This window comes from Streptomyces sp. NBC_01497 (assembly GCF_036250695.1).
Taxonomy (GTDB): Bacteria; Actinomycetota; Actinomycetes; order Streptomycetales; family Streptomycetaceae; genus Streptomyces.
Genome location: NZ_CP109427.1, coordinates 1,912,538 through 1,935,047, shown reverse-complemented (window position 1 = coordinate 1,935,047; position 22,510 = coordinate 1,912,538). Strand labels below are relative to the sequence as shown.

Here is a 22,510-nt window from a genome sequence, read left to right as displayed (position 1 = left end):
GTCCGCGCGCCGGGCCCCCGGCGCGTCCGTCCGGCACCCGTACGCCCGTTGCCCGATCCCGAAAGGCTTCTGTCCTCCCATGCCCGAGTTGGTGTTCTTCTCCGGAACGATGGACTGCGGAAAGAGCACGCTGGCTCTCCAGATCGGCCACAACCGCTCCGCGCGCGGGCTGCAGGGCGTGATCTTCACGCGTGACGACCGGGCGGGGGAGGGGAAACTCTCCTCCCGGCTCGGCCTGGTGACGGACGCGGTGGAGGCCGTCGGTGGCATGGACGTGTACGCGCACGTCGTCGACGTGATCACGAAGGGCGGCCGGGTCGACTACGTCATCGTGGACGAGGCGCAGTTCCTGCTGCCCGAGCAGATCGACCAGTTGGCCCGGATCGTGGACGATCTGGAGCTGGACGTCTACGCGTTCGGCATCACCACGGACTTCCGTACCAAGCTGTTCCCCGGCTCCCAGCGGCTGATCGAGCTCGCGGACCGGGTGGAGGCGCTCCAAGTGGAGGCGCTCTGCTGGTGCGGCGCCCGCGCCACGCACAACGCGCGCACGGTGGACGGCGTGATGGTGGTCGAGGGCGCGCAGGTCGTCGTGGGCGACGTGGACCGCCCGGGCGGCGACGTCGGCTACGAGGTGCTGTGCAGGCGCCACCACAGCCGCCGCATGACGGCCGCGACCGCGAACGCGGGGGCGCTGTCGCCCGACGTGTTGCCCGTCACGTCCGGCTGAGCGGGCTTTCCGGCGAGCGGGCTTCCGGTGATGATCGCGGATGCGTACTCTAGTTGAACTCGCAACAAGTAGAGTCGAAACAACCGTCCGCGACGTGTGGCGGGTGGCCGTGCCATCCACCGCGCACGCATCCGAGGAGCACGCATGCCGAAGCTGGGAATCATCATCGCGAGCACCCGTCCGGGAAGGGTCGGCCTGCCCGTGGCCCAGTGGGTGGACAAGGAAGCCCGCAAGCACGCGGGCTTCGACGAGGTCGACCTGATCGACCTCGCCGAGGTCGCACTGCCGTTCATGGACGAGCCCAGCCACCCGCGGCTCGGGCAGTACACCCACCAGCACACCCGTGACTGGAGCGCGCGCGTCGATGCCTGCGACGCCTTCGTGTTCGTCATGCCCGAGTACAACTACGGCTTCAACGCCGAGCTGAAGAACGCGCTCGACTTCCTGCACCGCGAATGGCTCCACAAGCCCGTCGGCCTCGCCAGCTACGGCGGCGCCGCGGGCGGCGTCCGCGCCGCGCAGATGATCAAGCAGGTCCTCACCACGCTCAAGATGACGCCGCTCCTCGAAGGCCTCGCGATCGCCTTCGTCCAGCAGTTCCTGGACGACGAGTCCGTCTTCACGCCCAACGAGCACATCGAGGGCGCCGCGAAGGCGATGTTCGACGAGCTGGTGCGCCACGAGGCGGCGCTGCGTCCGCTCAGGACGGCCTGAGCTCTCGGCCCGGCGAGGGCGCGTACGTGATGATGGCCCTATGACAGCCATCATCACCGCGTCCGACCTGAGTGACGAACTGGCGGGGGAGCGCCCGCCCGTCCTGCTCGACGTCCGCTGGCAGTTGAGCACGGCGGTGGGCGCACCCCCCTTCGACGGACGCGCGGCCCACGCGGCAGGCCACCTGCCCGGTGCGGTCTTCGTGGACCTCGACCGCGAACTCGCGGGAGCGCCCGGGGAGCGCGGCCGCCATCCCCTCCCGGACGTCGGTGAGTTCGGCGCCGTCATGCGCCGCGCCGGAGTGCGCGCGGACACGCCCGTCGTCATCTACGACGGCGGCCAGGGCTGGGCGGCGGCCCGGGCGTGGTGGCTGCTGCGCTGGACCGGCCACCCGGACGTGCGCGTACTGGACGGCGGCCTCGCGGCATGGGGGGAGCGTCCGCTCAGCACCGCCGCGGCCACCCCCGCCGAGGGCGACTTCCAGCCCGAACCCGGCGCGCTGGCGCTGCTGGACGCGGACGGCGCCGCCGCGCTCGCCCGCGAGGGCCTGCTGCTGGACGCACGCGCCGCGGAGCGCTACCGGGGCGAGGTGGAGCCCGTCGACCGGGTCGGCGGACACATCCCGGGCGCCGTCTCGGCGCCCACGGCGCAGAACGTGAGCGCGGACGGCACGTTCCGTCCGGCCGCCGAACTGGCCGCGCGCTTCGCCTCACTGGGCACCGCGGACGCCGCGGAGGTGGGCGTGTACTGCGGCTCGGGCGTCTCGGCGGCACACCAGGTGCTCGCGCTGGAACTCGCGGGCGTGCCGGCGGCCCTCTACGCGGGTTCCTGGTCGGAGTGGACGCAGGACGAGTCCCGCCCGGTGGCGACGGGCGCGCGGCCCCACCCGTAACCCCGAGCCCGGCAGCCGGCACTCGGCACCCGTCACACGCCTGCGCCGCGGGCACCCGCCGCTCCCCGATCCCCGATCAGCGATCGGGGACCCGGGATCGGCATCGACACCCGGGACCGGGGATCCGGGACCCGGGATTCTCGGAATGCGGCTTCCAGGACAGCAGTGACAGGACAGCAGTGAGGGGTCCGTCGGCACGGACGCGCCGACGGACCCCTCACTGTCACCGTCCTCCCGGGACGGCCCGCCCTATTCCTTCTTCTTGCGGCGCGTGCCGAAGACGATCTCGTCCCAGCTCGGCACCGCGGCCCGGCGACCGGGCCGTACACCGTCCGCCTCGGCCTGACGGTCCGTCGTCCCGGTCAGGCGCTCCCGGTGACCGGCCACGGCCCGGGGCATCAGCACGTCCGCGTACGCGGAACCAGCCGAGGCCGCGGGCGCGACGGGCTCCTCGGCCTCCGACGCGTCCTCGACCGCCTCGGTGGGATCGGGTTCGGAGGGGCCGGTCCTGTCGGGGACGACCAGGTCGCCGCGGAAGCTCGGTACCGCCTCCAGCAGGCTCGTCAGCGAGTCGCGGTCGCGCTCGCGGTCACGCTCCTGCGCCTCCTCGTCCGGCTCGTCGCTCAGCGCGGGGCGTTCGGGAAGCCGGTCGAAGGCGCGGTCCATCGTCCGCTCCTGCCGCTCCCTGGGCAGCCGTGCGATGCGCGGCACGAAGGGGAAGCTCGGCTCCTGGGCCATCACCGTGTCGTCGGTGTCGCCGATCAGCGCGCGCGCCTCTTCGTCGACGGCCTGCACGAGCCGCCGCGGCGGGTCGTACGTCCAGCTCGCGGAGTGCGCCTCGCCCGCGACCCGGTAGACGAGCAGCACCTCCCAGGTGCCGTCGTCACGCCGCCACGAGTCCCACTGCACGGTGTCCTTCTCGGCGCCGCGCAGCAGCAGCCGCTCCTGCACCGCCTCACCGAGCGGCGGGCCGGCGTTCTCGCCGGGGCGCCGTACGGGGGTCTTCCGCGCCCGCTCCGCCATGAAGGCGCGCTCCGCGAGCACGGGTCCCTCGAAGCGGCGCACCCGGTCGACGGGGATGCCCCCGAGCTGGGCGACCTCTTCGGCCGAGGCACCCGCTCTTATGCGGGCCTGGATATCACGGGGGCGGAGGTGGCTCTCCACCTCGATCTCGATCTGGCCGAGACGCGCACGGTCGTTGCGGACGGCGGCACGCAGCCGCTCGTCGATGGGAAGCGTGTATTCCGTGCTGTCGGCAGCCTTGAGCACCAGTCGTGTGCCGTCGTTGGAGACGGCCACGACACGCAGTTCGGGCATGGGAACCTCCCGGGTGGTGCCTGCCGACGTCACGTGCGTCGCTGCTTCCGCTAGTCGAGTGTGGCCTGCCCGGGTGCAGCCTGCCACAACCTTGCCGTGTTGCCCGGCGTGTCGGGCAGGGGCCCTGGATCGCCGTTATGGCACGGTTACCTATTTGCGACGCAGAGTGACGTACCCGGTCACTCTGTGCAGCAGGCGTCCGTGCGGTGCACCGGCCCCGCCGGATCGAGTGCCACGTGCGGCCCCCTTCCGAAGGTCCCGGGCGCCCGTGAGGAAGTCCGGTTCCAGGGCTCGCAACAGTACTCCATTCGGGGCCACCGGGGTGGAGTGACGCGCCGCCGGAGTTGCCTGGGGCGCGTGGGGTCAAGCCTGCCGTGTCCTCCTGCCCCGGTGTTGCCCTTCACACAATCCGCCGTATCGGAACTTCTCGCTTCGCTCATCTGTCCCTATCTGGTGCAAGCTGGGGCAGTCGTCAAGCAGGGGCTGGAGATGGATCAGAAGCTGGACAGCGGTGCGAAACGCTATGACAGCGGTACGAATGAGGGCACCGAACAGAAGGGGAGACGGCTCGACCTGAGCGTCCCCCAGGTCGCCGGCAGCGCCGTCGCGGCGATCGCCGCGGCCGTCGGGGCCTCCCAGCTCGACGTGTACGGCACGATCATCGGCGCGGGTGTGGTCAGCGTGATCGCGACCTGCGGCGGATCGGTCTTCCACTACCTCTTCCGGCGCACCGGGGAGCACCTGCGGGACGCGGCCGACCAGGCACGTCCGAGGGGCCGTCAGGTCCTGGCAGCGGACGGACGCCCGGCTCCGGCAGCCGGCCGGGGCCTGCCCGACACCCTGGACGTGCTCGACGGCGACTACGGCGAGGCCACCACGCACCGCACCAAGCGGCGGGGCTGGAAGCGCCCGGTGCTCGGCGCGGTGGTCGTCTTCCTCGTGGCGATGATCTGCATCACCGGGTTCGAGCTGGCCGCGGGCCACGACCTCACCGGCAACGCCCGCACGACCATCGGTTCCGTCGTGGGTGGCGGCTCGGGTACGCGGCACTCACCGTCCCCGGCGCAACCCTCCACGGGGAACAGCGGTGGCGGGCGCCAGGACGGTTCGACCGGTACGAGTGGCGGGGCCGGCCCGAGCACCTCGCCCGGCGCGGGCGACGGCCGGGGGCAGGGGAGCGGACAAGGGGACGGGCAGAGCCCGGGAAACGGCGGGCACACCCCCTCGGGCGACCCGACGCCCTCCAGCTCCTCGCCCCCGGACAGCGGCCAGACCCCCTCGGCGCCGACCCCCACGCCGTCCACGTCCGCCGGTTCCGGCGTGAGCGGGGACGGGCAGTCGGACCCGGACGCCGCGACCGGCGGCGCGAACGCTCCGGCCGCCGGCTGAGCAGCCGGGCCGGGGACCCCGCGCGCTCCCGTGCCCCGTCGACTGAGCCGCGCGCTCCCGCGCCTCCCGCTCCCTGCCTCGTTTCCGGGGCGCCGGGGGCGGGACGCGGTGCGTCGGGCTACGCGCCCCGCCCCGCTGACGGCGCCGGGCGCACATCAGGCGAATGCGGTCACCTGGCGACGAGAGCGGCCGACTGTGCCGTGTCCTCCCGCCCCTCCCTCAGCCGCGTCTCAGGGGCCCCTCAGTCGCCGAGCACGCGCCGCAGGTAGTCGTTGGCGAACACCCGCTCCGGGTCCAGCCGGTCGCGCAGCGCCGTGAACTCCCCGAAGCGCGGGTACACCCCCGCCAGGTACTCGGCGTCCCGGGAGTGGATCTTCCCCCAGTGCGGCCGCCCGCCGTGCGCCACCATGATCCGTTCCACGGCGCCGAAGTACGCCTGGTGCGGCGTGCCCCGGTACAGGTGCACCGCGATGTACGCGCTGTCCCGGCCCGACGCGGTGGACAGGGCGATGTCGTCCGCCGGTGCCGTGCGTACCTCCACGGGGAAGCTCACCCGCAGCGGTGAGCGGTCCACCATGGCCTTCACCTCGCGCAGCGCGTCCGGCGCGGCCGGCCTCGGCAGCGCGTACTCCATCTCCACGAAGCGCACGCGGCGCGGTGAGGTGAACACCTTGTAGGGGATGTCCGTGTACGTACGGGCGGTCAGCGCGCGGCTCGACACCCGGGCGATCGCGGGGATGGCCATCGGGGCGGCGCGGCCCACGGAACACGCGACCTTGAAGGCGCCGTTGGACAGCAGTTCGTCGTCCAGCCAGCCGCGCAGCACGCCGGGCGGGGCGGCGGGGCCCGCGGTGCGGTTGTTGCGCTTGGTGTTGCAGTTGCCGGTGTGGGGGAACCAGTAGAACTCGAAGTGCTCGTTCGCCGTGACGTGCTCCTCGAACTCGGCGAGCACCCGCGCGAGCGGCATCGGCTCCTCACGGGCCGTCAGCAGGAAGACCGGCTCCACGGCGAACGTGATCGACGTCAGCACGCCGAGGGCGCCGAGCCCCACCCGGGCCGCAGCGAAGACGTCCGCGTTCTCCCGCGCGGAACAGCGCAGCGCCGAGCCGTCCGCCGTGACCAGTTCGAGCGCCGTGATCTGCGCGGCGACCGACGCCGACGAACGGCCCGTGCCGTGCGTGCCCGTGGAGACCGCGCCCGCGGCCGTCTGGGCCATGATGTCGCCCATGTTCGTGAGCGAGAGCCCCGCGCGGGTGAGCGCCGCGTTCAGCTCCCGCAGCGGAGTGCCCGCCGCGACCGTGACCGTACCGGCGGCACGGTCCAGCGCCAGGACGCCCGTCATCCGGTCCGGACGTATCAGCACCCCGTCGGTGGCCGCGGCGGCCGTGAAGGAGTGGCCCGTACCGACGGCCTTCACCCGCAGCCCGTCCTCGGCGGCCCGGCGCACGACATCCGCCAGTTCCTTGGCCCCGCCGGGGGCGACGCTGCGGGCGGGGCGCGCCGTGACGTTGCCGGCCCAGTTGCGCCAGGGTGCCGGCCCGCCGGACTCACGCCACGGGGCGCGCGGCCTCCTGCCCTTCCTGGCCCTCGCCGCCGGGCTGCTCCCCGCCGCCGGCCTGTTCGTGCTGCTCGTGCTGTTCGTGGGGACTTCGCGGGACTCCATCGGCACGCCCTTTCCGCCAGGACACGGTGGCCGGCCTGCTCAGCCGGCGGTGGCCGAGCAACGCCACCACGGCCGCGACCGCCCCCGCCACACCGGCCACCGCGTACCCCGCCCGAGCCCCCGCCGCGTCGACCACCCATCCCGCGGCCGACGAGCCGAGTGCGACGCCGACGGCGAGCCCGGTACTGGTCCAGGTCATGCCCTCGGTCAGCGCGCTGCGTGGTACGTGCGCCTCGACGAGTCCCATCGTCGACACCATGGTGGGTGCCACCGTGAGCCCCGCGACGAACAGCGCCACGGCCAGGAACGGCAGGCTCCCGGCCAGTTGGAGGGGGATCATACTCACGGCCATCGCGACGACACCCACGACCCAGCGCCGCGCCACCGGCCCCGAGGGCCTCAGCAGGCCGAACGCCGCGCCCGCGAGGCACGAGCCGAGCGCGTACACCGCGAGGACCAGGCTCGCCCCGGCCTTGTGGCCGAGTTCGTCCGCGAAAGCCACCGTGACCACGTCGACGGCGCCGAAGATGGCGCCCGTCGCGGTGAACGTCGCCACCAGCACCTGGAGCCCCCTCGAGCGCAGCGCCGAGCGCCCGGTGTGCTCCTCGGGCGGATGCGGAACGGGTTCCGTCGAGCGCTGCGCGCTCAGCCAGGCGACCCCGGCGATCAGGAGGACCCCGGCGACCAGGGGACCGGCCTCGGGGAACCAGGCCGTCGACAGGCCGATGGAGACGATCGGCCCGATGATGAAGCAGACCTCGTCGACGACGGACTCCCACGCGTACGCCGCGTGCAGCCGGCTCGTCCCGTCCCGCAGCAGCGCCGCCCAGCGGGAGCGGACCATCGCGCCGACGCTCGGCACGGTGCCCACGCCCGCCGCGAAGACGAACAGCGTCCAGTCGGGGGCGCCCTGCTGGACGCAGACCAGCAGCCCGGCGAGGGCGGCTGCCGAGATCAGGGTGGCGGGTCCCATCGTCCGCCGCTGCCCGTGGCGGTCGACGAGACGGGAGACCTGGGGGCCGAGCACGGCCACGGAGACGGCCATCGTCGCGGACAGCGCGCCCGCGAGCCGGTAGCGCCCCGTCAGCTGCGAGACCATGGTCACGACACCGATCCCCGTCATCGACAGCGGCATCCTGCCGAGCAGTCCGGCCGCGCTGAACTTCCAGGCACCGGAAGCGGTGAAGATCTCACGATAGGGACTGGCCAAGGCACGCTCCGGCGCTGCTCGGGTGGGGAATCCACGGCGCGGTGGTAAGGAATCAAATGCGCCCGTACAGGTTACGAGTTCCGCGGTGCCGGTTGTCACGGAATATGTGTGCGATGGGAGGATCGGACCATGCCCGATCAGCCAGCCACATCTCCCTACGACGCCCTTCTCCTGCTGTCCTTCGGTGGCCCCGAAGGGCCGGACGATGTCCTTCCGTTCCTGGAGAACGTGACGCGCGGACGCGGCATCCCGCGCGAGCGCCTCAAGGAGGTGGGGCAGCACTACTACCTCTTCGGCGGGGTCAGCCCGATCAACGAGCAGAACCGCGACCTGCTCGCCGCCCTGCGCGCGGATTTCGCCGAACACGGCGTCGACCTGCCGGTCCACTGGGGCAACCGGAACTGGGAGCCGTACCTGACCGACACGCTGCGCGCCATGGTCGCCGACGGCCACCGCCGTATCGCCGTCCTCGCGACCAGCGCGTACGCCTCGTACTCCGGCTGCCGCCAGTACCGGGAGAACCTCGCCGAGGCGCTCGCCGCCCTGGCGGCGGAAGGCCTTCCGGTGCCGCGCGTCGACAAGCTGCGGCACTACTTCAACCACCCCGGCTTCGTAAGGCCGATGGTCGACGGCGTCCTCGCCTCGCTCGCCGACCTGCCGCAGGAGGTACGGGCGGGGGCGCATCTCGCCTTCACCACGCACTCCATCCCGACCGGCGCGGCCGACACCTCGGGACCCGAGTCGGGCCACGGTTACGGGGGCGCGTACGTCGCCCAGCACCTCGACGTGGCCCGCCTGGTCGCCGACGCCGTGCGCGAGGAGACCGGCACCGAGCACCCCTGGCAGCTCGTCTACCAGTCGCGCAGCGGCGCCCCGGGCACCCCCTGGCTCGAACCCGACATCTGCGACCACCTGGAGACCCTGCACGGCGAGAAGGTGCCCGCCGTCGTGATGGTGCCCATCGGGTTCGTCTCCGACCACATGGAAGTCCTCTACGACCTCGACACCGAGGCCACCGCCAAGGCGGCGGAACTCGGTCTGCCGGTGCGCCGCTCGCCCACCGTCGGAGCGGACCCGCGCTTCGCCGCCGCCGTAAGGGAGCTCGTCCTGGAGCGGGCGGCGACCGAACGCGGCGAGCCGCGCGAGCGCTGCGCCCTCGGCGCGCTCGGCGCGAGCCACGACCTGTGCCCGGTCGGCTGCTGCCCGGCCCGTGCGCCGCGACCCGCGGCGGCCGGCGCCGACAGCCCCTACGCCTGACGTCCGAAGGAGCCCCCAGTGAGTGACGCATCCCGCCTGACCGCCGACCCCGACCCCGAGCTGACCGCGCGCCTGCTCGAACTCGCCCTGGAGGCGGCGGGCCGGGCGGGGGCACTGCTGCGCGACGGCAGGCCGGACGACCTCGCTGTCGCCGCCACCAAGTCGAGTCCCATCGACGTGGTGACGGAGATGGACATCGCCGCGGAGAAACTGATCACCGACTTCCTCGCGCGCCACCGCCCGGACGACGGGCTTCTTGGCGAGGAGGGGGCCAGCAGCGAGGGGAGCTCCGGCATCCGCTGGGTGATCGATCCGCTCGACGGGACCGTCAACTACCTGTACGGCCTGCCCACCTGGGCCGTGTCCGTCGCGGTCCAGCGGGACGGCGAGACGCTCGTCGGCGTCGTCGAGGCGCCGATGCGCGCGGAGACCTACCGGGCGGTACGCGGTGACGGCGCGTGGCTGGGGGAGCGGCGCCTGGCCGTGCGCCCCTCACCGCCCCTGGACCAGGCGCTGGTGTCGACCGGCTTCAACTACGTCTCGTCCGTGCGCACGCACCAGGCCGGCGTCGCGCAGCGGCTTATCCCGCAACTGCGCGACATCCGGCGCGGCGGCTCGGCCGCCATCGACCTGTGCGACGTCGCGGCCGGCCGGCTGGACGGCTACTACGAGCGGGGTCTGCATCCCTGGGACTACGCGGCGGGCGAGCTGATCGCCCGTGAGGCGGGCGCGCTGACCGGTGGCAGGCCGGGACAGCCGCCGCACGACGGTCTGACCGTGGCCGCCTCGCCCGGCGTCTTCGGACCGCTGCAGAGCCTGCTGGAGGAGTACGGCGCCTGGCACGACTGACGGCGGGACGCCGGCCACGGTCCGCACCGCCGCGCGCACCCGCCGCTCGCACGGCGAAGGGCCCCACCGCCTACCCGGCAGCGGGGCCCTTCGCGATCACTGCTTCGCCGGCACTGCCGTCCGCGGACGGCGCCGGTTCACGGCACGCGCTCACACGCCCGCCGTGCTCACCTCCACACCGTGTTCCGCGGCGAGCCGGCGCAGATCATCCAGCTCCTCCTGCTCGACATCGGCGAGGAAGTCGTCGCCCTCTTGGCGGGCCTTGGTCATCTCGGTTTCCGTGGTCCTTATGCGCTGGAGCAGCCCTGCGGTGAATGCGTCCATTACGCCCCCTCGTCGTGGGTCAGTGGCACGGGGGTGTGCCGACGTGGTCGTCGGGTGGCACGGGAGTGCCGACGGCAAGTGATCACGAACCCTCTGCCTACTGGAAAACAGAACGCGGAAGGAACAGCCGCGCTCGGGTGTGATCTCGGGTGTGAAGGGCTCTTCCCCAAGCCGAGCGCGCAGGAAACCTCAACTTCTCTCTCTATCGCGCGTATTCCCGCGGATCTTCCGCCCCTTGCGCACCGTCCTGGAGTCCGTCTTCCGGTCGGCTCTTCGACGCCTCCGCTTCATCTTCCCGCCGGCTGCCATCGTCCGGGCGGCGGCTCCGGTCCCGGCGGGGCCCGACCCGGCGGGGGCGAGCCGCAGCCGCCGCCTTCCGCCCCCGGGGCGGCCCGCCGTCCTCCCGCTCCGCCCCCGCCGCTGGTCGCGCCCCTGCGTCTTACCGCCGGTTTACGCGGGAAAAGGGCAGGATGGGGGCGCAAGAAGCGCGGTGACACCTGCCCCGGCACGGGCGCGGGTCTCTAGGGAAGGACCACAGACGTGCGCGTACTCGTCGTCGAGGACGAGCAGCTGCTCGCCGATGCGGTGGCGACCGGACTTCGCCGGGAGGCCATGGCGGTCGACGTCGTGTACGACGGGGCCGCGGCCCTCGAACGCATCGGCGTGAACGACTACGACGTGGTCGTTCTCGACCGCGACCTGCCCCTGGTGCACGGTGACGACGTCTGCCGCAGGATCGTGGAGCTCGGCATGCCGACCAGGGTGCTGATGCTCACGGCGGCCGGTGACGTCAGCGACCGCGTCGAGGGGCTCGAACTGGGCGCCGACGACTACCTGCCGAAGCCGTTCGCCTTCACTGAGCTGACCGCCAGGGTCCGCGCGCTCGGCCGCCGTACGACGGTGCCGCTGCCGCCGGTCCTGGAGCGCTCGGGGATCAAGCTCGACCCCAACCGGCGCGAGGTCTTCCGCGACGGCAACGAGATCCAGCTCGCGCCGAAGGAGTTCGCCGTCCTCGAAGTGCTGATGCGCAGCGAGGGCGCCGTGGTCTCCGCCGAGCAGCTCCTGGAGAAGGCGTGGGACGAGAACACCGATCCGTTCACCAACGTGGTGAGGGTCACGGTGATGACACTGCGCCGCAAGCTCGGTGAGCCCCCGGTGATCGTCACCGTGCCCGGCTCCGGCTACCGGATCTGACGCCGTGGCCTCCCACCCGACGCCCCCCGAGGCGCCGCCGAAGCCCACCTGGGACCCGCGGTGGCCCGCGGAACAGGTCGTGCCCTGGCTGCGCCCCACGATCCGGATACGTCTGACGCTGCTGTACGGCGGGATGTTCCTGATCGCGGGCATCCTGCTGCTGTCGATCATCTATCTGCTCGCGGCGCAGGCCCTGCACGTGGGCAGCGAGCTGCCGTTCAAGATCGTCTATGGCTCGATCTCCAGCACCGTGTGCGACTTCAGCGGGAAGACGACCGCGGACCAGTTCAACAGCGCGATGAACCAGTGCGTGAACCACGAGCGCGCCCAGGCGCTCGACGACCTGCTGACCCGCTCGCTGTTCGCGCTGGTCGGTCTGACGATCATCGCGTTCGCCTTCGGTTACGCGATGGCCGGCCGGGTGCTGTCGCCGCTCGGCCGCATCACGAGGACCGCGCGCCGGGTCGTCGGTACGGACCTCTCGCGCCGGATCGAGCTGGACGGCCCGGACGACGAGTTCAAGGAGCTGGCCGACACCTTCGACGAGATGCTGGAGCGCCTGGAGCGCGCGTTCTCCTCGCAGCAGCGGTTCGTGGCCAACGCGTCGCACGAACTGCGCACGCCGCTGGCGATCAACAGGACGCTGCTGGAGGTGCACCTCTCCGACCCGGGGGCGCCGATGGAGCTGCAGCAGCTCGGCAGGACGCTGCTGTCCACCAACGAGCGCAGCGAGCAGCTGGTGGAGGGCCTGCTGTTGCTCGCCCGCAGTGAGAACCAGCTCGTGGAGCGAAAACCGGTCGATCTGGCCGAGGTCGCCGCGCGCGCCGTCGACCAGTCGGCCGCCGAGGCGGAGCAGAAGGGCGTGGAGGTGCGCACACAGGGTGTTTCCGCCGTCGTTCAGGGCAATGGTGTGCTGCTGGAGCGGATCGCGCTGAACCTCGTACAGAACGCCGTCCGCTACAACGTCGCGCACGACGGCTGGGTCGAGGTTCGTACGGATGTCCAGCAGGATCAGGCGGTCCTTGAGGTCGCCAACACCGGGCCGGTCGTGCCCGCGTACGAAATCGATAATTTGTTCGAACCATTCCGTCGGTTGCGGACCGAGCGCACGGGCAGCGACAAGGGCGTGGGGCTGGGACTTTCCATCGCGCGCTCGGTCGCAAGGGCGCACGGCGGGCGTATCGCGGCCGAACCGCGCGAGGGGGGCGGTCTCGTGATGCGTGTCACGTTCCCCATGTGAGCCCGTGTCCCTGTCGTCGCAGGGGTCCCGAGTTTGTTCGCTTTGCGCGGAATTTTGGGCATGACGCATGATCGGTCGTATGTGCGACCGATCACAGGAATGTTTTCGCGTTCACCTACGTTCTGTGAGCGAACGCCTGCCAGAAGGCCGGTAACGTCCGGGTTTCCGGGGGGTGTGATCACGGGAAGTACACGGGGTGGTGCCTGCGTCGCACTACCTCAGGACCGTGTACGGTCCCCCTCGCCACCCGAAGCCGATCATTCGTGAGCAGTGCAGTTGGGTGTCGATTGAGTAACAGACCTTGATGTGAGGCAAAATCTCCGCCTCAGGTCGGGCACAAGACCGGCCTCTCATGCGTTACGTGCGCTGAAGACACCACAGACACCCACAGGGGGAGAGCAACGAGATGGCTACCGACTACGACACCCCACGCAAGACAGACGACGACGTCGACCAGGACAGCCTGGAAGAACTCAAGGCGCGTCGTAACGACAAGTCGACCTCCGCGGTCGACGTGGACGAGTTCGAGCAGGCGGAAGGGCTGGAGCTGCCCGGAGCCGACCTCTCCAACGAGGAGCTCTCGGTCCGCGTCCTGCCTCGTCAGGCCGACGAGTTCACCTGCATGAGCTGCTTCCTCGTGCACCACCGCTCACAGCTGGCCAGGGAGAAGAACGGTCAGCCGATCTGCCGCGACTGCGACTGAGGTCCAGCTGTGGCAGGCGACTCTCCCTCCTGGAAACGGCGCTTCCGGCCGAGGCCCGACACGGCTTCACCGGCGGCCCGCCAGGGCGGCACAGATCCGGCTCAGGACGCCCCGAGGGGCTCCGGTGAGGGTCCCGCCGCCTCCTTGACCCCGGGCGGCGCACACGAGGACGGGCGAGGCCTCACGGCCTCGCTCCCGGCCGCGCCGGACGCAGCGGAGCAGCCTCCCCCGACCAGGGGCCGCTTCGACGCCGTCAAGAGAGGGGTACGCAAGGGCGGGGCGGGCGCGAAGGCCGGCCTCGGCTTCGTCGCCGACCGCATCATCGACATCGCGCCGCGTATCCCCGTCCGGGACCTCGCGACGCTGCGCGCGCAGTTCCCCGGGCTCGGTCCCGAGGAACTCGCCGACAAGCTGGTGGCGGGGGCCGCTGCGACCAGTGCGACCGTCGGCGCCGGCGTGGGGGCCGCCGCGATGCTGCCGGTCCCGCCGGCCCTCCCGGCCGAGCTGGCCGCCGAGATCACCGCCGTGGCCGCCATCGAGATCAAGCTCATCGCCGAGCTGCACGAGGTCTACGGATGCCGCCCGCCCGGCGGTCTGCGGGAGCGCGGACTCGCCTACGTGGGCTCCTGGACCGAGGAGCGCGGGGTGGACGTCACGAAGCCGGCGTCGTTCAACGGCGCCCTCAGCAGCACCATGAAGCGCGAACTGCGCCAGCAGATCATGAAGCGCACGGTGCGGAGCCTGCCGAACCTCGTCCCGTTCATGATCGGCGCCGCCGTCGGCGCCATGATGAACCGCCGGGACACCAAGCACGTCGCGGCGCACGTCCGCAAGGACCTGCGCAGGATGCAGGTCGCCTGGGAGGACCTGCCGGCGCTCCCGCCGATCGAGCGCCCCGGGGAGCTGCCGCCCGAGCTGCCCAAGGAACTGGGTCACTGACGGTCCGCGCGCGTCGCTGCCCGTCGTGCCCCGGGCACGGTGCGGTCAGTCGGCTTCCGCCGGACCGCGGCCGCCCGGCTCAGAGAGCGCGGGCGCCCTGCAGTGCCTCGGCCAGGGCGTGCGGGTCGCGCGTGGAGAGATAGGCGTAGGGCGTCGGGTCGGTGGGATCGGTGATCTCCACCCGTACCGCCGTGAGCACGTAGCTGCGCAGCAGCATGAACGCCCGCGGGTCCGCCTTGTGCAGCCGCCAGGCCCGGGTCTCCTCCGGGTCGAGCACCTCGGGCTGCCCGAGGGCCGCCAGCGGGATCTTGGCGTCGCCCGCCACCAGCGAGTCGCCCACGACGCGGATGCGCACGGAGCCGTACGAACTGACGACGCCCATCGCGATCGCTCCGGCGCCCACGAGGCCCACGAGCATGGGGATCGGGCCGAGCGGCAGCAGGATCAGTGCCCCGCAGACACCGAACATGGCGGCGATGAGCCACCACGACTTGGGGGCGGTGAGACGTTCTTCGTAGCGCAGGGCGGAGGGCTCCATGGGGGCTAGCTTGACATGGGGACCTATGGGCGCTGCCGCGCGGGTAAGGTCTGCGCATGTGAGCCACACCCCACTGAGACCCCCCGTCGACGTCCTCATCCGCCGTGTCGATCCCGAGGTGCCGATCCCGGCGTACGGGCACCCCGGCGACGCGGGCGCGGACCTGGTGACCACCGTGGCCGCCGAGCTGGCGCCCGGTGAGCGCGCGGTGCTGCCGAGCGGGGTGTCGATCGCCCTGCCGGACGGGTACGCGGCCTTCGTGCACCCCCGTTCCGGCCTGGCAGCGCGGTGCGGAGTGGCTCTCGTGAATGCCCCCGGCACGGTGGATGCCGGGTACCGTGGAGAGATCAAGGTGATCGTGGTCAATCTGGACCCGCGCGAGAGCGTGCGGTTCGAGCGGTTCGACCGGATTGCCCAACTGGTTGTCCAGCAGGTCGAGAAGGTCCGCTTCCACGAGGTGGCGGAGCTTCCCGGATCAGCGCGGGCCGAGGGGGGCTTCGGGTCCACCGGTGGTCATGCCGCCACGGACGGTGCACAGGGTGGGAATCGATACGCTTCGGTCGTATCCGACCGGGAAGGACAGTGACGTGTTCGGACGTCGCAAGAAGAATGGTTCCGCAGAGGACGCGACGGACGCAGCGGGCGAGGACGAGACGCTCCTCGACGGCACTGACGCCGACGAAGACGGGACGGCGGACGAGGCGGACGCGGCGGGCGGTGCCCGCAGGGTGAATCTTCCTCCGGCGCCCCGGCCGGACGGACCCTGGGACAGTACCGAGCTCTCCAAGCCGGACGACGGCAGGGTCGATCTCGGCGGGATGTTCGTCCCCGGCGTGGAGGGCATGGAGCTGCGGGTCGAGGTGGCGGGGGACGCGATCGTCGCCGCGACCGTCGTGCTGCGCGACAGCGCCGTACAGCTCCAGGCGTTCGCCGCTCCGAAGAAGGAGGGCATCTGGGGCGAGGTCCGCGAGGAGATCGCCACCGGGATCACCCAGCAGGGCGGCATCATCGACGAGGTCGAGGGTCCCCTGGGCTGGGAGCTGCGGGCCCAGGTGCCGGTACAGCTCCCGGACGGTACGGGCGGGGTCCAGCTGGTGCGCTTCGTGGGTGTCGACGGGCCGCGCTGGTTCCTGCGCGGTGTGATCTCCGGGCAGGGCGCGGTCCAGCCGGAGACGGCGGGCCTCTTGGAGCAGGTCTTCAGGGACACCGTGATCGTGCGGGGCGAGGGGCCGATGGCACCGCGCGACCCGATCGTGCTGAAGCTGCCGAACGACGCGCAGATGGTTCCCGAGGGTGTGCAGCAGGAGGAGCAGGAAGGCTCTCGTTTCTCCGGCGGCATGGGACAGCTCCAGCGTGGTCCCGAGATCACCGAGGTGCGCTGAACACGCCCTGATACAGCATCGTTCGCGCGCTGAGCGCGGAATGACAATCACATATTGAAGCATCGTCTGGCGGCGGGCCGTACTCCATTGGAAGGAGTGCGGCCCGCCGCTATTTGCGCTGGTCACGGCTGTGGGCATATGGACTCCGTAAAGGGCGCCGCACCGGCCGTAAGGGACCCGTCAACGTGCGTCGAGGTTGCCAAATCAGGGGGTTTCCTCAGTAAGTCAGAATTTTCCACCCCCACCTCTCATCTAGGAGCACACGATGGCCGACGTGGCCTTCGTTCTCACCACGCTCGCGACCTTCGCGCTGGTGGCCCTCATCGCGAAGGCGGTGACGAAGCTGTGAGCGTCGAGAACATCATCGGGCTCGTCGTAGCCGTCGTCCTGCTGGTCTACCTGGTAGCAGCGCTCGTCTTCCCGGAGAGGTTCTGAGCATGGGCCCCGTACCCTCCGCCGTGCTCCAGCTGCTCGCCATGATCGTGGTGCTCGCGCTGGTCTACCGGCCGCTCGGCGACTACATGGCACGCGTCTACACGTCGAAGAAGCACCTGAGAGTCGAGAAGTGGCTCTACAAGTGTGTCGGCGCCAATCCCGACACCGAGATGCGCTGGCCCGCGTACCTGCGCGCAGTGCTGGCCTTCTCACTGGTCAGCGTGTTGTTCCTGTACCTGATGCAGCGCATGCAGGGAGTCCTTCCGGGCTCCCTGAACTTCGCGGCCGTCAGCCCCGCCCAGTCCTTCAACACCGCCGCGTCGTTCGTCACCAACACCAACTGGCAGTCCTACTCCGGCGAGCAGACCATGGGTCACGTCGTCCAGACGGGCGGCCTCGCGGTCCAGAACTTCGTCTCGGCCGCGGTCGGCATGGCCGTGGCCATCGCGCTGGTCCGGGGCTTCGCCCGCTCGCGCAGCGGTGAATTGGGCAACTTCTGGTCCGACCTGGTGCGCGGCACGATCCGCATCCTGCTGCCCATCGCCGTCATCGGCGCGATCCTGCTGGTCGCCCTGGGCGTCATCCAGAACTTCGCCGGCATCCACGAGGTCGGCCAGCTCATGGGCGGATCGCAGCAGTGGAACGGCGGCGCCGTCGCCTCCCAGGAGGCCATCAAGGAACTCGGCACCAATGGCGGCGGCTACTTCAACGCCAACTCCGCGCACCCCTTCGAGAACCCCAACGGGCTCTCGAACCTGCTGGAGATCTTCCTGATTCTGATCATCCCCTTCGCCCTGACCCGCACCTTCGGAACGATGGTCGGATCGGTCAAGCAGGGGTACGCGATCCTCGCCGCGATGGCCACCATCTGGATCGGCTTCACCGCCCTGATGATGTGGACGGAGTTCCACCACGGCGGCCCGGCGTTCAACATCGCAGGCGGCGCGCTGGAGGGCAAGGAGACGCGGTTCGGCGTCGGCGGGTCCTCGCTGTTCGCGACGACCACGACGCTCACCTCGACCGGTGCGGTCGACGCGTTCCACTCGTCGCTCACCGGCTTCGGCGGCGGCCTGACCATGCTGGGGATGATGCTCGGCGAAGTCGCGCCGGGCGGCGTCGGATCCGGCCTCTACGGCATGCTGGTCCTCGCGATCATCGCCGTCTTCGTGGCCGGACTGATGGTCGGACGCACGCCCGAGTACCTGGGCAAGAAGATCGGTTCCCGCGAGATGAAGTTCGCGGCGATCTACATCCTGATCACGCCGACGCTGGTGCTGATCTTCACGGCCCTGTCCGTGGCGCTCGCGACCCCACCGAACTCGATCCTCAACACGGCGTCCACGGCGGTCTCGGGCTCCCACGCACACGGGTTCTCGGAGATCCTGTACGCCTTCACCTCGGGCGCCAACAACAACGGCTCCGCCTTCGCGGGCCTCAACGCGAACACCGACTGGTACAACACGACGATCGGCCTCGCGGTGATCCTCGGGCGCTTCGTGCCCATGGTGTTCGTCCTCGCGCTCGCCGGATCGCTCGCCGAGCAGAAACCCGTCCCGGAGACGGTGGGGACCCTGCGTACCCACAAGCCGCTGTTCGCGACCCTCCTGGTCGGCACGACCATACTCGTCACCGGTCTGACGTACTTCCCGGCGCTGGCGCTCGGTCCCATCGCCGAGGGGCTCTCGTCATGACCCCTTCACGTATGAAGCAAGAGGACTCCATGTCCACATCGACTCCGACCCGTGCCCCGCACTCGGACGTGCCCTCGGGGCACGGCCCGGACAGCGGGCGGGTGGGAACGGGGCTCTTCGACCCCTCCGCACTCCTGAAGTCATTCCCCGAGGCGTGCAGGAAGCTCGACCCGCGGCTGATGATCAAGTCGCCCGTCATGTTCGTGGTGGAGATCGGGTCCCTGCTGACCACGATCTACGCCTTCAAGACGCCCGGCGACTGGTTCGGCTGGGCGGTCGCGGCCTGGCTGTGGCTGACGACGATCTTCGCCAACCTGGCCGAGGCCGTCGCCGAGGGGCGCGGCAAGGCGCAGGCCGACACCCTGCGCAAGGCCAAGACCGACACCGTCGCGCGCCGGCTGACCGGCACCACGGAGGAACACGTCCCCGGCACCGACCTGCGCATCGGGGACCTGGTGGTCTGCGAAGCGGGAGATGTCATCCCCGGCGACGGCGACGTCGTCGAGGGTGTGGCGTCCGTCGACGAGTCGGCCATCACCGGCGAGTCCGCCCCCGTGATCCGCGAGTCCGGCGGCGACCGCAGCGCGGTCACCGGCGGTACGAAGGTCCTCTCCGACCGTGTCGTCATCAAGATCACCACGATGCCGGGCGAGACCTTCATCGATCGGATGATCAAGCTGGTCGAGGGTGCCGCACGCCAGAAGACACCCAACGAGATCGCGCTGAACATCCTTCTCGCGTCCCTCACGATCGTCTTCCTGATCGCGGTCGTCACCCTCCAGCCGTTCGCGTCCTTCGCGGGCGACTCGCAGACCAGCATCGTGCTGATCGCGCTCCTGGTCTGTCTGATCCCGACCACCATCGGTGCGCTGCTCTCCGCGATCGGCATCGCCGGCATGGACCGGCTCGTGCAGCGCAACGTCCTCGCGATGTCCGGACGTGCCGTCGAGGCCGCCGGCGACGTCTCGACCCTGCTGCTCGACAAGACCGGCACCATCACGCTCGGCAACCGCCAGGCGTCCGAGCTGGTGCCCGTACAGGGCGTGGGCGAGGAAGCGCTGGCCAACGCGGCGCAGCTGTCCTCGCTCGCCGACGAGACCCCCGAGGGGCGCTCCGTCGTCGTCCTCGCCAAGGAGCGGTACGGGCTGCGCGAGCGCACCCAGGGCGAGCTGACGGGCGCGGAGTGGATCGAGTTCACCGCGCAGACCCGTATGTCCGGTGTCGACATCACGGAGGACGGCGCCGTCCGCAAGGTCCGCAAGGGCGCCACGGGTTCGGTCCTCGCGTGGGTCCGCGACAACGGCGGCTCCGTCGCCGAGGACGCCCAGGTCGTCACGGACCGTATCTCCGAGGCCGGCGGCACTCCGCTGCTGGTCGCCGAGGCGGACGCGCACGGAGCACGGGTGCTCGGCGTCATCCACCTCAAGGACGTGGTGAAGGAGGGCATGCGCGAGCGGTTCGACGAACTGCGGCGCATGGGCATCAAGACCGTCATGATCACGGGCGACAACCCGCTGACCGCCAAGGCGATCGCGGACGAGTCCGGCGTGGACGACTTCCTCGCCGAGGCGACGCCTGAGGACAAGATGGCGCTGATCAGGCGCGAGCAGAGCGGCGGAAAGCTCGTCGCCATGACGGGCGACGGCACGAACGACGCGCCGGCCCTCGCCCAGGCGGACGTCGGCGTGGCCATGAACACCGGTACCTCGGCCGCCAAAGAGGCCGGGAACATGGTGGACCTGGACTCCAACCCGACGAAGCTCATCGAGATCGTCGAGATCGGCAAGCAGCTGCTCATCACCCGCGGCGCCCTGACGACCTTCTCGATCGCCAACGACGTCGCGAAGTACTTCGCGATCCTGCCCGCGATGTTCGCCGTGGCCTACCCGGGCCTCGACAAGCTCAACATCATGCGGCTCGACTCGCCGCAGTCCGCGATCATGTCCGCCGTCATCTTCAACGCGCTGATCATCATCGCGCTGGTGCCGCTCTCCCTGAAGGGTGTGCGCTACCGGCCGCAGAGCGCCGACAAGATGCTCCGCAGGAACCTGCTGATCTACGGTCTCGGCGGACTGATCTCGCCGTTCATCGGCATCAAGATCATCGACCTGATCCTCTCCACTATCCCCGGCGTCCGGTGATCCCCATGCCTCACACCAATACCTCCGCAGGCACCACCCTCCGGTTGCTCTGGGCAGGGCTCCGCGCCCTGCTCGTCCTGAGCATCGTCACCGGAGTGATCTACCCACTGGTCGTCACCGGGGTCGCGCAGGCCGCGTTCCCGGGCAAGGCCAACGGCTCCGAGATCAAGGATCACGGCAAGGTCGTGGGCTCCACCTCCATCGGGCAGAGCTACAACCTGCCTCTGAAGAAGGGGCAGGAGACCCCGGATCCGGACCTGCACTTCTTCCAGCCGCGTCCCTCCGCGGGACTCGGCTCCAACCGGGCCAACGGGTTCAACCCGCAGTACAACCTGCTGGTCTCCGGCGCCTCCAACCTGGCGGGCAACAACAAGGACCTGATCTCGGCGGTGAAGGACCGCAAGGCCGCCGTGGTCAAGGACAACACCGTGCCCGGGTACACCGTCAGGCCCTCCCAGGTGCCCGCCGACGCGGTCACGTCCTCGGGCTCGGGCCTCGACCCGGACATCTCGCCGGCCTACGCGAACCTCCAGGTCCACCGGGTCGCGAAGATCAACAACCTGACGGTCGCGCAGGTCCAGAAGATCGTGGACGACCACTCCAAGGGCCGCATCCTCGGCTTCGTGGGCGACCCGAGGGTCAACGTCCTGCAGCTCAACATCGCCGTGAAGGACCTCGTCGCCACGCACAAGGGCTGAGGTCCCGAAAGCACCACGCGCCGCGGTGGTCCCGTCCCGCACAGGGAACGGGGCCACCGCGGCTGTGTCCGTGCGGCCGGTCGTCCGCCATGCTGACGCCTTCGCCGCCACCGCGGTGGCGTGCGGGGGAGGCCGGGACACGGTACGGGAGAGCCGCGCGCCGCAGGTAACGGACCGCGCGGTACGTACCGCTCGCCGTCATCCATACGGCACGACGGGGGTACGGGCGTATCGCACCCGGCCCGCCCGCTCACGGACGGTGAACGGCACCGCACGGCGTGGCGCGGCAGGCGGTCGGGGTACGGCACCGCCGGCCCCGCGGACCGGACACGGGGGACCCATGGACGAGAACGAGACCACCGGCACCGCGCCGGCCACCACCACCGCGCGTCGCCCGGCGGGCGAGCCCATGGTGCGGGTCGAGGGCCTGCACCGCTCCTACGGGACCGGCGCCGCGGCCGTGCACGCCCTGCGCGGCGTCTCCCTGAGCGTCCCGCGCGGCGAGCTCGTCGCACTCAAGGGCCGCTCGGGCTCCGGCAAGACCACCCTGCTCAACCTCGTCGCCGGCCTCGACACCCCCGACCGGGGCACCGTCACCGTCGACGGCACCGACCTGTCCACGCTCGGTGACGACGGTCTGCTCGCGCTGCGCCGGGACCGGATCGGCTTCGTCTTCCAGGCCTTCGGCCTGATCCCCATCCTCAGCGCCGCCGAGAACGTGGGCGTCCCGATGCGGCTGCGCAGGACCGACTCCCGCGAGCGTGAGGAGCGGGTACGGCTCCTGCTGGACCTGGTGGGCCTCGCCGAGCACGCGGCGCAGCGTCCCGGCGAGCTCTCCGGCGGCCAGCAGCAGCGGGTCTCCATCGCCCGCGCCCTGGCCAACCGGCCGGCCCTGCTGATTGCCGACGAGCCCACGGGCCAGCTCGACGCGGAGACCGGTCTCGCCGTCATGGAGCTACTGCGTGCCGTGGTCGTGGCCGAAGGCGTCACCGCGCTCGTCGCCACCCATGACGCTCAGCTCCTCGGCCTGGCCGACCGCGTGCTCGAACTCGACGACGGGCAGGTCACGGCGGTGCGCTGACCGTGTGGCCCCGCCGTCAGAATCGCGTCAAGACGCCTGCGCGCCTCCCCTTCGGGCCCCTTTTGTCATGGTCAGGCGCTGTAGCGTCGACACAGCCGACGTGTCGGACGCAGCGGCACATTC

The 22,510-nt window shown here is 70.9% G+C and carries 22 protein-coding genes; 17 read left to right on the top strand and 5 right to left on the bottom strand.

Annotation, left to right across the window (positions count from 1 at the left end; translation table 11 throughout):
- Positions 1–79: 79 nt before the first annotated feature.
- The 3 genes from OG310_RS08220 to OG310_RS08210 all read left to right on the top strand — a co-directional run bounded on the left by OG310_RS08220 (position 80) and on the right by OG310_RS08210 (position 2,336).
- On the top strand, positions 80–730 hold the full coding sequence (locus OG310_RS08220; protein ID WP_329455223.1) for a thymidine kinase: 651 nt from the start codon (positions 80–82) through the stop codon (positions 728–730).
- Between the two features lie 144 nt (positions 731–874).
- Complete coding sequence (locus OG310_RS08215; protein WP_329455222.1) at positions 875–1,444, top strand: NADPH-dependent FMN reductase; 570 nt, start codon at positions 875–877, stop codon at positions 1,442–1,444.
- A gap of 40 nt (positions 1,445–1,484) precedes the next feature.
- On the top strand, positions 1,485–2,336 hold the full coding sequence (locus tag OG310_RS08210) for a sulfurtransferase (protein WP_329455221.1): 852 nt from the start codon (positions 1,485–1,487) through the stop codon (positions 2,334–2,336).
- Positions 2,337–2,585: 249 nt separating this feature from the next.
- Here OG310_RS08210 and sepH read toward each other — a convergent pair whose 3' ends face one another.
- Positions 2,586–3,686, bottom strand: a complete 1,101-nt coding sequence (gene sepH / locus OG310_RS08205) for a septation protein SepH (RefSeq protein WP_329455220.1) — start codon at positions 3,684–3,686, stop codon at positions 2,586–2,588.
- A 456-nt stretch (positions 3,687–4,142) separates the two neighbouring features.
- Between sepH and OG310_RS08200 the strand changes: the two genes are divergently transcribed.
- A complete protein-coding gene (locus tag OG310_RS08200) occupies positions 4,143–5,042 on the top strand; it encodes a hypothetical protein (protein WP_329455219.1) in 900 nt (299 codons plus the stop codon).
- A gap of 241 nt (positions 5,043–5,283) precedes the next feature.
- Here OG310_RS08200 and OG310_RS08195 read toward each other — a convergent pair whose 3' ends face one another.
- Together OG310_RS08195 and OG310_RS08190 are read right to left on the bottom strand one after the other, a co-directional pair.
- Positions 5,284–6,705, bottom strand: coding sequence for a D-arabinono-1,4-lactone oxidase (locus OG310_RS08195; RefSeq protein WP_329455218.1), 1,422 nt, complete (start codon positions 6,703–6,705; stop codon positions 5,284–5,286).
- Positions 6,590–7,915 (bottom strand): MFS transporter, encoded by a 1,326-nt coding sequence (locus OG310_RS08190; RefSeq protein WP_329455217.1) that lies wholly within the window; start codon positions 7,913–7,915, stop codon positions 6,590–6,592. Before OG310_RS08190 ends, OG310_RS08195 begins: the two co-directional genes overlap by 116 nt.
- A 129-nt stretch (positions 7,916–8,044) precedes the next feature.
- Between OG310_RS08190 and OG310_RS08185 the strand changes: the two genes are divergently transcribed.
- A complete protein-coding gene (locus OG310_RS08185) occupies positions 8,045–9,172 on the top strand; it encodes a ferrochelatase (protein WP_329455216.1) in 1,128 nt (375 codons plus the stop codon).
- A 36-nt stretch (positions 9,173–9,208) separates the two neighbouring features.
- Positions 9,209–10,021 carry an inositol monophosphatase family protein gene (locus tag OG310_RS08180; RefSeq protein ID WP_329460073.1) on the top strand — a complete coding sequence of 271 codons (813 nt, stop codon included), beginning with the start codon at positions 9,209–9,211 and terminating at the stop codon, positions 10,019–10,021.
- A gap of 150 nt (positions 10,022–10,171) precedes the next feature.
- On the opposite strand, the gene OG310_RS08175 is transcribed toward OG310_RS08180, so the two are convergent.
- Positions 10,172–10,345 carry a hypothetical protein gene (locus OG310_RS08175; protein ID WP_329455215.1) on the bottom strand — a complete coding sequence of 58 codons (174 nt, stop codon included), beginning with the start codon at positions 10,343–10,345 and terminating at the stop codon, positions 10,172–10,174.
- A 540-nt stretch (positions 10,346–10,885) separates the two neighbouring features.
- On the opposite strand from OG310_RS08175, the gene OG310_RS08170 reads away from it, so the two are divergent.
- The 4 genes from OG310_RS08170 to OG310_RS08155 all read left to right on the top strand — a co-directional run bounded on the left by OG310_RS08170 (position 10,886) and on the right by OG310_RS08155 (position 14,421).
- On the top strand, positions 10,886–11,539 hold the full coding sequence (locus OG310_RS08170) for a response regulator transcription factor (RefSeq protein ID WP_329455214.1): 654 nt from the start codon (positions 10,886–10,888) through the stop codon (positions 11,537–11,539).
- 4 nt (positions 11,540–11,543) lie between these two features.
- Positions 11,544–12,779: a sensor histidine kinase gene (locus OG310_RS08165; RefSeq protein WP_329455213.1), complete on the top strand. Its 1,236-nt coding sequence runs from the start codon at positions 11,544–11,546 to the stop codon at positions 12,777–12,779.
- Positions 12,780–13,185: 406 nt separating this feature from the next.
- On the top strand, positions 13,186–13,482 hold the full coding sequence (locus tag OG310_RS08160) for a DUF4193 domain-containing protein (RefSeq protein ID WP_030350183.1): 297 nt from the start codon (positions 13,186–13,188) through the stop codon (positions 13,480–13,482).
- 9 nt (positions 13,483–13,491) lie between these two features.
- Positions 13,492–14,421 (top strand): hypothetical protein, encoded by a 930-nt coding sequence (locus OG310_RS08155; protein WP_443078577.1) that lies wholly within the window; start codon positions 13,492–13,494, stop codon positions 14,419–14,421.
- Between the two features lie 79 nt (positions 14,422–14,500).
- On the opposite strand, the gene OG310_RS08150 is transcribed toward OG310_RS08155, so the two are convergent.
- Complete coding sequence (locus OG310_RS08150) at positions 14,501–14,959, bottom strand: DUF3093 domain-containing protein (protein ID WP_329455211.1); 459 nt, start codon at positions 14,957–14,959, stop codon at positions 14,501–14,503.
- A gap of 73 nt (positions 14,960–15,032) precedes the next feature.
- On the opposite strand from OG310_RS08150, the gene dut reads away from it, so the two are divergent.
- From dut to OG310_RS08115, 7 genes are all read left to right on the top strand, one after another.
- Positions 15,033–15,545 carry a dUTP diphosphatase gene (gene dut, locus OG310_RS08145; RefSeq protein ID WP_329460072.1) on the top strand — a complete coding sequence of 171 codons (513 nt, stop codon included), beginning with the start codon at positions 15,033–15,035 and terminating at the stop codon, positions 15,543–15,545.
- Position 15,546: 1 nt separating this feature from the next.
- Positions 15,547–16,341 (top strand): DUF3710 domain-containing protein, encoded by a 795-nt coding sequence (locus tag OG310_RS08140; RefSeq protein ID WP_329455210.1) that lies wholly within the window; start codon positions 15,547–15,549, stop codon positions 16,339–16,341.
- A 345-nt stretch (positions 16,342–16,686) separates the two neighbouring features.
- The gene (gene kdpF, locus OG310_RS08135) at positions 16,687–16,776 is read left to right on the top strand and encodes a K(+)-transporting ATPase subunit F (protein ID WP_329455209.1); all 90 of its coding nucleotides are present in this window, start codon (positions 16,687–16,689) and stop codon (positions 16,774–16,776) included.
- 2 nt (positions 16,777–16,778) lie between these two features.
- Positions 16,779–18,467, top strand: coding sequence for a potassium-transporting ATPase subunit KdpA (gene kdpA / locus OG310_RS08130; RefSeq protein WP_329455208.1), 1,689 nt, complete (start codon positions 16,779–16,781; stop codon positions 18,465–18,467).
- Positions 18,468–18,496: 29 nt separating this feature from the next.
- Positions 18,497–20,608: a potassium-transporting ATPase subunit KdpB gene (kdpB, locus tag OG310_RS08125; RefSeq protein ID WP_329455207.1), complete on the top strand. Its 2,112-nt coding sequence runs from the start codon at positions 18,497–18,499 to the stop codon at positions 20,606–20,608.
- Positions 20,609–20,613: 5 nt separating this feature from the next.
- Entirely contained in the window at positions 20,614–21,306 is a 693-nt protein-coding gene (locus OG310_RS08120; RefSeq protein WP_329455206.1) for a potassium-transporting ATPase subunit C, read from the top strand.
- A 340-nt stretch (positions 21,307–21,646) separates the two neighbouring features.
- A complete protein-coding gene (locus tag OG310_RS08115) occupies positions 21,647–22,387 on the top strand; it encodes an ABC transporter ATP-binding protein (RefSeq protein ID WP_443078576.1) in 741 nt (246 codons plus the stop codon).
- Positions 22,388–22,510 lie beyond the last annotated feature (123 nt).